This is a genomic window from Acidithrix ferrooxidans (assembly GCF_000949295.1).
Taxonomy (GTDB): domain Bacteria; phylum Actinomycetota; class Acidimicrobiia; order Acidimicrobiales; family Acidimicrobiaceae; genus Acidithrix; species Acidithrix ferrooxidans.
In genome coordinates this window covers 1-13,113 of record NZ_JXYS01000044.1, presented here as the reverse complement: position 1 = coordinate 13,113, position 13,113 = coordinate 1, and the positions used below count along the sequence as shown (strand labels likewise).

The 13,113-nt window shown below is 48.7% G+C and carries 13 protein-coding genes, 1 tRNA gene and 1 other RNA gene; 12 read left to right on the top strand and 3 right to left on the bottom strand.

Going from position 1 to position 13,113, the window contains the following annotated elements; genetic code table 11:
• A partial coding sequence (locus tag AXFE_RS08415) for a zinc ribbon domain-containing protein (protein WP_152625966.1) occupies window positions 1–575 on the top strand: 575 nt, incomplete at its 5' end.
• 387 nt (window positions 576–962) lie between these two features.
• Here AXFE_RS08415 and ssrA read toward each other — a convergent pair.
• Both ssrA and smpB read right to left on the bottom strand, forming a co-directional pair.
• Window positions 963–1,312: a transfer-messenger RNA gene (gene ssrA, locus AXFE_RS18430) on the bottom strand.
• Window positions 1,313–1,369: 57 nt separating this feature from the next.
• Window positions 1,370–1,873: an SsrA-binding protein SmpB gene (gene smpB / locus AXFE_RS08405; RefSeq protein WP_052605440.1), complete on the bottom strand. Its 504-nt coding sequence runs from the start codon at window positions 1,871–1,873 to the stop codon at window positions 1,370–1,372.
• On the opposite strand from smpB, the gene AXFE_RS08400 reads away from it, so the two are divergent.
• From AXFE_RS08400 to AXFE_RS08390, 3 genes are all read left to right on the top strand, one after another.
• Window positions 1,873–2,316: a M67 family metallopeptidase gene (locus AXFE_RS08400; protein WP_052605439.1), complete on the top strand. Its 444-nt coding sequence runs from the start codon at window positions 1,873–1,875 to the stop codon at window positions 2,314–2,316. The genes smpB and AXFE_RS08400 overlap by 1 nt on opposite strands.
• 278 nt (window positions 2,317–2,594) lie before the next feature.
• A complete protein-coding gene (locus AXFE_RS08395; RefSeq protein WP_152625965.1) occupies window positions 2,595–4,061 on the top strand; it encodes a hypothetical protein in 1,467 nt (488 codons plus the stop codon).
• Window positions 4,062–4,168: 107 nt separating this feature from the next.
• Window positions 4,169–5,113, top strand: coding sequence for a hypothetical protein (locus AXFE_RS08390; protein WP_052605437.1), 945 nt, complete (start codon window positions 4,169–4,171; stop codon window positions 5,111–5,113).
• 695 nt (window positions 5,114–5,808) lie between these two features.
• Here AXFE_RS08390 and AXFE_RS08385 read toward each other — a convergent pair.
• A tRNA-Leu gene (locus AXFE_RS08385) sits at window positions 5,809–5,890 on the bottom strand.
• A 232-nt stretch (window positions 5,891–6,122) separates the two neighbouring features.
• Here AXFE_RS08385 and AXFE_RS08380 point away from each other — a divergent pair.
• From AXFE_RS08380 to AXFE_RS08350, 8 genes are all read left to right on the top strand, one after another.
• A complete protein-coding gene (locus tag AXFE_RS08380; protein WP_052605443.1) occupies window positions 6,123–6,713 on the top strand; it encodes an ATP-dependent Clp protease proteolytic subunit in 591 nt (196 codons plus the stop codon).
• 49 nt (window positions 6,714–6,762) lie between these two features.
• Entirely contained in the window at window positions 6,763–7,707 is a 945-nt protein-coding gene (locus AXFE_RS08375) for an ABC transporter permease (RefSeq protein ID WP_052605436.1), read from the top strand.
• 3 nt (window positions 7,708–7,710) lie between these two features.
• Window positions 7,711–8,925 carry an ABC transporter ATP-binding protein gene (locus AXFE_RS08370; RefSeq protein WP_052605435.1) on the top strand — a complete coding sequence of 405 codons (1,215 nt, stop codon included), beginning with the start codon at window positions 7,711–7,713 and terminating at the stop codon, window positions 8,923–8,925.
• 587 nt (window positions 8,926–9,512) lie between these two features.
• Window positions 9,513–9,722, top strand: coding sequence for a hypothetical protein (locus AXFE_RS08365; protein ID WP_152625964.1), 210 nt, complete (start codon window positions 9,513–9,515; stop codon window positions 9,720–9,722).
• A 311-nt stretch (window positions 9,723–10,033) separates the two neighbouring features.
• On the top strand, window positions 10,034–10,522 hold the full coding sequence (locus tag AXFE_RS21425) for a zinc ribbon domain-containing protein (protein WP_082058591.1): 489 nt from the start codon (window positions 10,034–10,036) through the stop codon (window positions 10,520–10,522).
• Between the two features lie 671 nt (window positions 10,523–11,193).
• Window positions 11,194–11,532 carry a helix-turn-helix transcriptional regulator gene (locus tag AXFE_RS21420; protein WP_052605433.1) on the top strand — a complete coding sequence of 113 codons (339 nt, stop codon included), beginning with the start codon at window positions 11,194–11,196 and terminating at the stop codon, window positions 11,530–11,532.
• Complete coding sequence (locus tag AXFE_RS08355; protein ID WP_052605432.1) at window positions 11,532–12,602, top strand: type II toxin-antitoxin system HipA family toxin; 1,071 nt, start codon at window positions 11,532–11,534, stop codon at window positions 12,600–12,602. Before AXFE_RS21420 ends, AXFE_RS08355 begins: the two co-directional genes overlap by 1 nt.
• A gap of 107 nt (window positions 12,603–12,709) precedes the next feature.
• Window positions 12,710–13,113: transposase family protein (locus AXFE_RS08350; protein ID WP_160291788.1), on the top strand; the 404-nt coding region annotated here is incomplete at its 3' end.

Sequence of the window (13,113 nt, the reverse complement as noted above, 5' to 3'; positions counted from 1 at the left end):
CCAATCACGTCATTAGCCACAACACCGCCAGAGTTATAGTTGGTGACGTGAGGGGTATTGAGAAGGAGACCAAGTCCAAGCGGCGCATGGGCCGCCACGGTCGTCAACAACTCTCCCAGTGGTCAAGGGGTCGACAGGAACGCTACCTCAAAGACAAGACCGGATTAGACCTAGATTTCCTGAACGAATCAGGTTCAACCAAGACCTGTCCAGCGTGCTTGACACGCAATCGACCATCAGGTCGATACTACCGATGCAAGAACCCTATTTGTGGTTTTACTTGTCATCGAGACGCTGTAGGAGCGATCAATATCCTCCAGAAGGCGTTATGCGGGGAATACACTCCAATTGGACCGGACATAAAAGTCCGAGTCACGTATCTCCGGGCTGTCGAGCGCTGGTCACTTGATCAACGTGAAGCACACCCCAAGGTGCAGTGCCGCAAGGCCAGAGCCCGAAGTAGTGCCCAGAACCGGGCCTTGTCTGAGGCAACTCAGATTAGCAAGCCGAAGCTAGCAAACTCATCCACCAGTACCGATTCATCGGTACCAGACCAGTTGGTCGTGGTGGCGTGACGGGAGCGATGCTTGGTAACCCCAACCAAACGGCGGAGCCAGAAGCCCCGTCCGTAAGGGCGGGGAGGTTCACAGTGTAGCTAAGGTTAGCAGTTGCGTGGGATCAATTGTATTAGTCCCAGCGATCCGTAGGTTTAGAGTCTGGTCGGTTAGTGCTTTTGTGTGGAAGGACGTCGTGTACCTAGATCGAATTGGCATTTTCGCTTCAAATGGTCCTAATAGGTTTTTATTGTTGCGATCGGAGATCTATTTTAGCGGATTTCGAATGCAAAATGCGTCTGCGCTCTGCGCTCTGCGGTTTGCCGCCGATTGTCGTTTTGTCCGTCTTTGTCTTGGTGTCACCACTAGTTTCAGGTTATATTTTCCTGCAACTAGTGGTGCAACCGATAGTGGAGGTGGCGGGAATTGAACCCGCGTCCTTCAGTTCCTTAGTATGACTTCTCCGAGTGCAGCACCCTGTATTTGTTCGAAATCAAGTTACCGGATGCGTATCACTTGATCCTTATTCTGTTGATTTTTGTCCGGTGATTCCAGAATGATCACCAGCTTACCTCTATTTGATCTCGCCCGATACCATCCCTAAGAGTTCGAAATGGTCGGACGTCGCTGGCTTATTTAGGCAGCGAGAGCGAGCTGAGGCTCGGCGTTTATTTATTTTTCCGGCTCTTTAACGTGGCTCCGGAGACCACGACTCGCTTCCCATACCGCAAACACCAAAGTCGAAGCCTGACACCCCCATGATTGGTAGATTAACTACAAATTAGATGCTAGTCACTTTGTGGCCACAGGGTGCGTCAGCGTCCTTTTCTAAGTGAGACCATCTCTCGCGCCGCATCTCTTTTTGCATCCTTTGCTGCAAGGTCTCGTCGCTTGTCGTAGAGCTTTTTACCCTTAGCTAATCCAATCTTTAATTTTACGTGACCACCGTGAAAGTACATCGAAAGTGGAATTAACGTCAGGGACTTTTGTTGCAACTTTCCTGTGAGCTCATCGATCTCATCTCGATGAGCGAGTAACTTCCTTGGTCTAGTTGGGTCGAATTGACCGAACCCATTTGAATAGTCATATTTGGCGATATTCATCTGGAAGATCCAAAGTTCACCAGTGATGATCCGTCCGAAGGCATCCTGGAGTTGCGCTTTGCCCTCCCTGAGTGACTTTACCTCTGAACCTTTGAGCTCGATCCCGCACTCAAGCTCCTCGAGTATCTCATATTCATGGCGAGCACGTTTGTTTTGTGCGATATTGCGAGTGCCAGCTGATATTCGATCTACAGCAGAGGACTTCTTTTTGCTCATTGGGACACCTTCTTTATCAAAAAGAGCTTAGCCTTTTTGGTGTGCTGAAAATTTCATCTGGCCTTATAAATGGCATAATTGACCATGCGGAGGTTCACTTTCCAATTGAGGTATGTGGACTGATATCTGGGGTCGACGATGATGTCTATGAAGTTTATCGGACGAGAAATGATGCAAATTCCGAAGTCCTATATCAACTGAATCCACTCGACTATTTAAAGGCGGATCGGGATGCGCAAACTAAGGGGTTCGAGATCATCGGAGTGTATCACTCTCATACAAGTTCCGAGGCTTTCCCGTCGCCTACCGATCTCCGTCTGGCACCAGATCCGAATTGGCACTACCTCATCGTATCTCTAAAGATGCAACCTCCCCAGGTGCGTTCATTCAGGATGGTGGACGGGGCTATCATTGAAGAAGATGTGCTTTCTTCCATTATGTAGGATTGTCATTTTGATGTGGCCAGGAGGAGCTATAGGCTCGGTGATTGATGGTCTAAATCCAATGCGATTTCCGGGGCTTAATGGAGTGGCCAAAGGTTTCTGATCTGACTTGTCATTGGTCGGTGTTTAATTTCTTTTCTGTTTTTGGCGCTCTCGGTAAATTATCTATGAGAATCGAGGTCTCTTACTCAGATATGGGTCACGGATAAGAGTAGATATTTAGTTATTCGTCGTTTATGCTAGCGAGGCTAGGTAGTGTCTTTTTAGTGAATCAAAAGATGAGCAAAAAGTCAAACGATAGTCTGATCGTTTTAGGACGCGTACTCCTGGTATTACAGGGCGTCTTGGCTTATTATGTCATCTCTAGGCGGGTGAGCGCCTCTTCTCTGGGGGTTTCTTTCCCAACTTATTATCAAGCATTTTCTTACTTTGCCCAGGGTCATTTTAACTTGGGTCCTAGTTATGGTGGCGCGCCCTTTTTGCGACTGACCGGCGACTTTACATTCTTTGGCCTTTCGGCAATTGGAGTGTTTTTTCGTAGCCCACTCGTACTTGGTGGCTTATATGTCCTTTTGCTTTTTGGGACGAATTTTTTGACGTTGAGCTATTCGGTTGATTTTCTTCGCACCTCGTCAAAGTCTGAGGAGATTTCGCTTAGAAACGAAGCCATCGTTTTAATGCTCGTTTTGATGAACCCGTTTTATTACCTGGCAATTCTGGGTGACTTCAACTTCGAATGGGTATTCGCAATCTTCTTTGCCATTATTCTGCTTCGCCCAGCATCGGCTACAAAACTTCCGCTTCGATCCATAGCCATTCTAGGTAGCTGCTTGACGGGTATATTCGGAGCGATTGTTTTGGCCGTTGTTGGTGTCTCGCGGGCACTTACCCTAGGAATCTCAAATCGTATTGAGGGAGTCGTAGAAGGAGCTGTTGGCGTTGGATGGCTAGTGATCCTGACGATGGGAGGATTTGACGCTGGAATCAACTATTCACATTTTCTTACGACCTATGCACCCTCTTTGGCGGTACTTGGAAATTCGGGATTAGTCCCTGGCATTGGAAGGCTGCTTTCTAGTTGGTCTGGTATAGCCTCAATCTTTAGAGCTAATCTTACTCAAATCTTGTACGTCGCCTCTGCGGGTGGCATGTTAGGTATTTTAGGGTTTTTAGGGCCGATATCTCTGATCTTTACCGTGGTTGGAGCCATGGTGTTCACCAATACCAGCGTGGCCATTGAGCCAGCGATAGGTTATAGCGCCACAATCTTATTTTGCGCCTCGACCGTAAGAGCTGTTCGGGCAATTTCTAAAGCAAATAGGCGGTTGCAGTCGCTGGTGATGATCGTAGTTGCAGTTTCAATCGTCGTTTCTTTTGGCTATTTTACACTTACGACCTTATCGAGTCCGGCATTTCCATTGTCAGGGATCGATCGAGCGGCGATGGATCAGGTGGTCCTGAGGATTCCATACCGCGCTCAGGTCATTGGAGATCCAATGTTACTGGGTCGTTTGGCTGACCACCAATATCTCAATTCAGATCTTTCAACAGCACCCATATTGATAAAAGCACCCATCGTCTTTTTTGTATTTACATCTGGGAGCCCTAACTCTCTAACTCTCGGTGTGTCTTCGCCAACCAAGTTTTCCGTGGTTCAGACGCTGGGTGCCAAATTGATTTACCAGACTGGCTCAATATCGTTGTATAAGTGGATTCCTAACCACGTAGTCTCTTTTCAATTTTAATAGATCTTGTTCCTAATAACTTCCTAATAACTTCCTATGAAGATCTTCTCATTAGGTAACGAAATTTAGCCTTGTGATTTTGAGGGGTCTTTTTAGAGGAGGATTTGATGAAGGTAAAAGTTAAAGTTGCTTGGCTTTTGGCGGCATTGGGTGCTGCGGGGGCGGTGGCTGGCGGTTCTTTTCTACTAAGTACGTCCAATAGTTCGGCTGAGGTAGCAATTTCGGTCCCGCCTTCGAATAAGTTGAAAGTTGGAACTTCGAATGGAGCGGGAGCGACCGGAGGTGCGAAACCAATAGCGAGGGGACAGGCTAATGTGGCGCTGCTTCGAGGGGTGGATCATGCTGACTTTACGGTGGACCCAAAAGGCGCTGGTGTGGTGAATTACGCTTTCGATAAAGGGGTGCTAAATGTGATCAGCCCGACTTCTCTTACTCTGACACGGGCGGATTCGACGAAATTGACTTTGACTTTGACTTCGTCGACAGACTTTGTAAATACGTCACAAAGTCAGCTGGCCCTAGATCTTTCTGGCTCAATTACTGTGCATGTCGCGGTGATTTCAAGCAATGGCATCGTAGAACGTATCACAGGACCCAAGACAAAGCCAGGTTTATCTTCTGCTTCTGGCCAAGCAACGTCGCAAACTTCAAAGGTTTCGCCGTTGTTGGGTCTTGAACATGCGTCGCTGGAGAGATACAGGAGCGGAACGGGGGTTGTCACTACCGAGGTTGATCGTGGCCGCGTTACGAAGATTTCATCTTCGTCGATAACGATTCAGCATCGTGATTCAACGACGGTTACCTTAGCAATCTCTTCTTCGACCGGATTTGGATCTTCAAGCGAATCCCAAGTTTCAACTTCTCTGGTTGGTAAGACTAAGACCTACGCTACTGTTATTTCGCAAAACGGTATGGCTAGGGAAGTTTTAGTGTTAGGTGGAAAGGGTAGTGTCCATTTTGGCGTTGGCAGTTCTGATAAAGGTTCCTCTAGCAGCACGGGGGCTCAAAATAGTGGACCGTTTGTATCCTCTGGGAATGTAGCCACCACTTGATGTTTGTCTAAGGCAATAGCTTTTTGCCTGTATCTTTGAAATGACGCTCTTTCGGCCACACTCAAAATATTACCCAAATGGGCGCCGACGTCTTCTGAGAGAGTGGTCAGTGAAAGTTAGAGAGACTCCTATTTGTGCTTTATGGGCTTTGATGAGGCGTTATATCGTAGAAGGTACGGTCTCGACTTCGTTCTCATAGGCCAGAATTTGGGTGTTGCTCAGTTCCTCCTGCTAGCTCTGTTATTAGTTCCCATGAGCCCCTGTTCTCATGAGTAGGGTTTGAATGGTTTATTTGGCTGGTCTGATTTAGTAAGATTTAGGCTCACCCTATCGGGCGATTGAATACGAGGGGCTACAGACTCGGATGACGTAGGAGTCTCAACAGCAGTTTTGGTTTTGAACTGCTGTTGATTGGAACCGACGTTTTGACTGCTTACTTTAGGCGTTTGTGGTTACTTCGATAAATTGCAGATCGGTTGTCTTTGCTTTCATGGCCACATGAAATTTTAGTTGGATATTGTAATTTAGGAGAGTTTGGGCTGCGAGCTTGTTTCGTAGCGTAGCCGAAGTCTAACTACCTTGGGGGTGAAGCGTCGATATGTTGGGGAGGGTGGTCTAGCTTGTAGGGCTGATATTTGAAACGATAGGCGTTAGGGAGATTTATATATTGACCATTTTTATATAAATTATCAGTGTGCGGGCGGGGAGACTCGAACTCCCACGCCTCTCGGCACTAGAACCTAAATCTAGCGCGTCTGCCTATTTCGCCACGCCCGCATTGCTAAGTTGCGATCACTTTGTAATTAATGACCGATATTATACAATAGCGCCATCGAGCATTTCGTGATCCCTATTTTGATTGAAGGGTTTAATCTTGTTATTTAAAATCCATCAACCGCTTATTGATAGAACAGGTTACATGAAATTCGGTTTAAATCTTTTACAAACTATTAGCGTGGATGCTATGGCAGATTACATTCAAGGTCTTGGTGGTGGAGTGAGCGGTTTTATGATGGCAGGCGATCCAACACGACTGGAGTCGGGTTCAGATATTTTCCAGCGGTTGTTGGGAGAAAGAATTATCTTTCTTGGCAGTGTTGTAGATCAAGCAATGGCAAATGCGATTTGTGCGCAACTTTTATTACTTGAAGCGGAGGATCCCGAGAAGGATATTGCCCTTTATATCAATTCACCGGGCGGTTCGGTTACTGATGGTCTAGGTATCTACGACACTATGCAGTACATCAATTGTGATGTAGCTACAATATGTGTCGGACTGGCGGCTTCCATGGGGCAGTTTTTGCTTTGCGCGGGAACTCCAGGCAAGCGTTATGCACTTCCTCATTCGCGAATTATGATGCATCAGCCTTCAGCGCAGATGCAAGGCCAAGCGGCTGATATCGCGATTCAGGCAGAGCAAATCGGATACATGAAGAAGATGTTGGCAGAAAGAATTGCGATGCATACGGGTCAGACCCTTGAGACGATTCAAAGGGATTCTGAGCGGGATCGTTGGTTTACAGCAGATGCGGCCAAGGAATACGGCTTTATTGATCAGGTAATCACTCGGTCATCGTCGGCGAAATTTACAACAAAGTAGTATCCAGACTCGAGCGCGTCCAAAAGTAGGCGCAATCTAGGAGAGGGCATTGATCGAACAATTTAGCTCACACGATGAGAAACCTGATGGTGTGGCGATCCGCATGGGGCGTGAGAAACTCCATGTGGTTTCTCCTGATGTTGGCATTGGACAGCGCCTGATAAACCTTTGGGAATATCGGCCATTGCTGTTATCGTTGATTCGCAAAGAGCTTTCAGTCAAGTATAAAAATAGCGTTCTTGGCTTTGTGTGGTCAATGCTCAATCCAGCTTTGACCTTGATTATCTATTATGTGGTTTTCCAGTTAGTCCTTGGTAGCGGAATTCCACAATTTGCAATCTTTTTGCTGTGTGGATTGGTGGTTTGGAACTTCTTTCAAGCCGCACTCATGGGTGCGACCACATCGGTGGTTGGCAATGCTGGAATTGTCAAAAAAGTTTCATTTCCTCGCGAGGTATTGCCGCTAGCATCGGTTGGTTCTGCGCTAGTGTTTTTCTTTTTGCAATCGATTGTTTTGATCATCGCCCTTGTGATTGCTAGAGATGCACCAGCAATAAGCTTTCTGCCGTTGCTCTTGGTGGCTATTGTCGCATTGGTTATTTTGACTAGCGCAATTGCCATCTTTTTGTCGGCATTGAATGTCTATTATCGTGATACCCAGCACCTAATGGAGATTGTACTTATGGCTTGGTTTTGGGCTACTCCAATTGTGTATCCCTACCATCTGGTAGCAACGCTTCTTGGCCGACACAATATACTTTGGGCGTTTTTTGTCAATCCAATGACTGCGATAATATTGACCTTCCAGCGAACTCTATATGCACAGATATCGCCTCTTGGAGCAAATCATCTCCCGGTGCCAATCTTGCCCGCTAATTCTGAACTTTGGTATGCCGGACAACTTGGAATAGTTGTCGCAGTCTCAGTAGTCCTATTCTTCCTTGCGCTTCGAGTTTTTGGGCGCATGGAAGGTAATTTCGCAGAGGAGTTGTAACTCTTGGCTAATGCTATTGAGATCGATGGTGTGACTAAGATCTTTCGACTTTATTCGGAGAAGTACACATCGCTGAAGGAGCGAGTAATTCACGCCGGTAAAAATCCATATCAGGAGTTTTACGCACTTAGGGATGTCACCTTCAATATCGAGGAAGGTTCGACAGTTGGCCTGCTAGGGCACAATGGTTCCGGAAAGTCAACCCTACTCAAGACTATGGCTGGCATCTTGCAGCCCACCAAGGGTGAGATCAGGATTAAGGGTCGGGTCTCAGCGATGTTAGAGATTGGAGCTGGCTTTCATCAAGAACTTACAGGGCGTGACAATATTTTCCTCTCGGCTACCTTGTTAGGCCTTCCGGTCAAAGAGGTCGAAGGACGTTTTGATGAGATTGTCGAATTCTCGGAGTTGGGCAAATTTATTGACAATCAGGTGAAGCACTATTCTTCTGGAATGTACGCCCGCTTGGGGTTTGCCGTTGCAGTGAATGTGGATCCCGATGTGCTTTTAGTCGACGAGGTTTTAGCAGTTGGCGATGAGAATTTCCAGAGAAAGTGTATCGAAAGAATAAAGCTTTTTCAGCGAGAGGGGCGAACGATTGTTTTTGTTTCACACTCTCCTGATTTGGTTCGAACTGTTTGTCAATCGGCATACGTCCTGGACCACGGATCATTGATTGGTCGAGGAGAGCCTAGCGAAGCAATTGCCGCCCTTAGAGACTCTCTGGGCCGTGGTGGAGTAGGAGGATCATTAATTGGTGACGAATCTTCAACTGCCCAAATTGATCCTACTGCATTGGTGGTCGAACAGGCGGTCACAGTTACCGCACTTAAGTGCTTTAGCGGTGTAGGCCAAGAGAATGATCACATCTCCCCCCACGACTCGCTGAACGTTCATGTTGCGTATCACACACAGAGACCAATAGGAGATGTGAGTCTGACAATTCAATTTTTGTCCCCTCAAGGAGAGACCATCTTTGCTGGCAATACCAAGGATTTGGATTTGCCGGGATATGACATTGACGGCGACGGAGTCTTTGAACTGTATTTTGAAAGCCTTCCGCTGTTGGATGGTGTATATGGAATTGTCGCCATGATTATAGATGCAAGCGGCACTTTGGTCTCATGGATTGAGGAAAAAGCTGCATTCCAGGTTATGAATCCTTCAAAAGTCTCTGGTCTAGTTGCTCTAACATTTAGGGTAACTAGTTCTTCTTAGGCCGAACGTTAGCTTTAAGTATTTCGATGTGCAGACCGGACAAATGGCTTAGCAATCAAGCGGTATTGAGTAAGTTGAATTATCTGAAGTAAGGTCCGATTCTCGCCCAAATTCCAACGTCTATATGGGTAGGTTCTGGTTTTTTGTTACATACCAAGACTCTCATTGACTTGGCAACCTCCATTTAAATCTCCCCAATTGAAACTTAACGTATTGTTTGACATGGTGCGTGGTAGAAGCAGGGTAAGGGCGCATATAACCCTTTGGAAACTTTTATGGACAAGGTTGCGAGACTCATGTCCGTTGAAGGTTCTATTCGCGAAGATGGCTAGGTCCGTGATGAGATCTTGGTCAATCTTTCTCATTTGCCTTCAGTGACGATTGAACTAACGGGAGCGCAATCCCCTTCCGTACCCCTTCCGGTAAGGGAGGGGTCAAGCGACCCCATCCTTTCTTGGTCTCCCTGATTTACCTCTTGGGAGTTTCTGGTTTTCTATGTACTTTCTCACCGTACTTCTTCACCGTACTACTTCACTACTTCACTTTCTCTAATGGTGCTCCACCACAAGACACTACCGACTATGAGGGTGACCAAAAGTGGTTCCCCCACAAAGCATTTCGGACTCCATATCCCTTATGAGACGGTGCGTGAAGCCTCTAGTGGAGATGCCACCACCGCTATAGACGAGAAAATCATCAACCCTATGGCACTAGCCACTTGGGTAGATGACAAAACCATCGATGTGACAATCATTAATGGTCGCGAAGCCCGAGCTATCAAGCGCCAAAGAAACTAAGATCATAGGCAAGCTCCACCACAAGATCAGCCAGCGCAAGATCAGCCAGCGCAAGATCAGCCAACACAAGATCAGCCAACACAAGATCAGCCGGTGCAAACCTGCCCTGGATCAAAGAAGTATATAAGACTGGTAACTGCGAAGAGGAAAGTCAACTCCCTTGACACCTAGGGAAGACAAAATCATCACTTTGTGACTTTGACCATCAGGTGTCCAAAAAGCCGGCCAATCACGTCATTAACCACAACACCGCCACACTCATAGTTGGTGACGTAAGAGGGATAGAAAAACATAGTAAAGCCAAACGATCCATGGGTCGCCACGGTCGCCAGCAACTATCCCAGTGGTCAAGAGGCCCTCAAGAGCAATACCTCAATGAGAAAACTAACTTAGAGATACAACCCCTAAACGAGTCATACTCTAGCCAAACTTGCCCTGCGTGCTTAAGACGCAAGCGACCATCAGGTCGGCACTACCGATGCGAGAGCCCTATCTGTGGGTTCAGCTGTCATCGAGACGCCCTAGGAGCAATAAACATTCTCCAGAAGGCGATATACGCAGAGTGCTCTCCAATTGGACTAGATACAACAATCTTAGTCACGTATCTTCGAGCTGAAAAACATTGGTCACTCAATCAACGCAAGACACACCAAAAGGTGCAGTGCCCTAAGGCCAGAGCCCGAAGTAGTGCCCAGAACCGGGCCTTGTCTGAGATATCTCAGACAAGCAAGCCGAAACTAGCGAACTCATCCACCAGTACCAATTCATTAGTACCAGACCAGTCGGTCGCGGTGGCGTGATGGAAGTGATGTCAGGTAACTCCAACCAAACAGACGAGGCCAGAAGCCCCGTCCGTGAGGGCGGGGAGGTTCACGGTTAGCCACGCAATGGCGGCAAAGCAAAGACATTCTGAGGAAGTACGTGAAGTGGCTTGACTGTCACTGTCTCGAAAGTGCTTCTCACGCGCCCTGTTTCACCGCGCACAGCCTTTATGCGCAAGCCGATTTAAGAGGCAATTGTATAATTGGATCTTTGTCCCTTTTGGATTTTAAGTTCCGCACTTAATGCCAAGTAAGGCAAAGTAGCTGCAGTCTGGGCCCGAAAATACCAGGCGAAATAGTTGATTCCAGAGTTGTGAAATTGTCTTCTAGAGTTGATGTAGTTCGGAGAAGATTAGCCGATAAAGTTGTACGTTGGACACCGGGCTAAACGCGCGGGAGCGCTGTTCAAGGCGTTTTGTACAACTCAAAAGGATTCGAAGAGTAGGACGAACTAGGTGGGGGTTCAGGACTATCGGAACGATCACTACTTCTTTGCAGATTGTACCCTTGTAACACAGATAAATCTATGTGTGTTATTTTGATTTCGCTCTAACACATATGTTTCTGGTGGTTAGTACTACCTTTAGATAACTGTATAACATGTACTATTCTATGTATAAAGAGCTAGATCATCACTAATATGGAGGATTATGGTAGTTAATCGTAGTTATCGTACGATCGAGGAGTGGGAGACCCTTGTCGGCGAGCAGGTCAGGGCCATGCGGATCGCGAACGACCTCGATCAGACGCGCCTAGCGGAGTTGGCGAACGTCTCGGTGGGCGCGCTCTCTAATTTGGAGCGTGGCAAAGGGTCGTCGCTTAAGACGGTGGTGGCCGTGGTTCGGGCCCTGGATCGCACAGATTGGATCGAAGCACTGGTTCCGCCCGTGACCGTATCCCCGATCCAGATGCTGCGGGCCAAGCGGAATTCGCCGCGGACGCGTGTCCGGGCGCGCTCGACCGATCCGCAACCGAGTTGGGTCCCCTGATGCCGTACCAGCCGGTCGACGTAATAGAGGTCCGGTGCTGGGGCTCCCGTGTTGGCGCAGTGGCGCTGGACGAACGGTCGGGGTTCTACGTTTTCGAGTACGAGCGAGCGTGGGCGAACAGCGGTGTTGAGCTGGCACCTATGACGATGCCGACCACGGGGCCGGCGCAGTTTTTCCTCTTCCCGACGCTGTCTCCCAACACTTACCATCGACTTCCATCGATGGTAGCCGACTCGTTACCGGACGACTTCGGCAACGCTCTGACGACCGCCTACCTGGCGAATGAGGGTTTGACGGCCGGGCAGATCACCGCGCTGGACCGGCTGGCGTACCTTGGAACGCGTGGGATCGGTGCCCTGGAGTTCCGTCCCTTGCGGGGTCCACGCACTCGCAAGGCGACAGCGATAGAATTGTCTGAACTGGTCGTGGCCGCTCGCATCGCACTCTCTGAGCGGATCGCGTCCAAGGACGGGTTGACGGATGCGATCTCGCACCTAATCGCGGTCGGCACCTCTGCCGGCGGTGCGAGGGCTAAGGCTGTCGTGGCGCTCAATTCCGAGACGGGAGAGTTGAGGTCGGGTCAGGTTCCTGCCGATCCCGGCTTCGAGCAGTGGATCTTGAAGCTGGACGGCGTCGGTGCCGATCTTGACCTAGGCGCATCCGGCCACTTCGGCCGGATCGAATACGGCTATTACCTCATGGCTACTGTAGCTGGTATTGAAATGATGGAATGCCGCCTGCTGGAAGAGGGCGGACGGGCGCATTTCATGACGCGTCGTTTCGACCGCGTTCCGGGAGGCGAGAAGGTGCATGTGCAAACCCTCTGCGCAATGGCGCACCTGGATTTCCGGCAAATTGGCGCCCACGATTACGCTCAGTTGTTTTTGCACATCGAGCAATTGAGACTTGGACCAGAGGCGCGTGCAGAGGCTTTCCGCAGAATGGTCTTCAACGTCGCCGTTGCCAATTGCGATGACCACACCAAGAACTTCTCGTTCCTGCTGCCCCAAGGCGGTAGGTGGCGTCTGTCCCCAGCCTACGACATCACTTACGCGGGACTTCGGATTTAAGTGGGGAATTTAGTCAGGTGTAGCCACGCACCAGGGGTGAGTTTGGGAGGGTCACAGGGGCTCTGCCAGAATGGGATAGTTCAACAACTCATCACTGGAGGGCCCCTGTGGAAGAAAATCCTATTCGAATTGCCGAGATCTTGCTCGATCTTATGGATGTCAATTTGATTGGCATCGAGGATCTGGGTGACCAAGGTTCAAAGACACCCCTTCGGGTCCATATCGAGTGTCGAGGCGAACGACCAAAATGCCCAGTATGTAATGGGATGAGTTATTCCAAGGGAGGCTCACTAGTAGAGCTGATTGATCTACAAAGCTTTGGCCGTGCCGTCAGACTCATCTGGCACAAACGCAGGTGGGAGTGCAAGGATGGGAACTGTTCCGCCCCGTCGTGGAGTGACGTGGACACTAGGATCGCAGCTCCAAGACTCAAGCTCACCGATAGGGCAGCTAGATTCGCAACCCGAGTGGTTGGTAGAGATGGTCGATCGGTGTCATCGGTAGCCAGAGA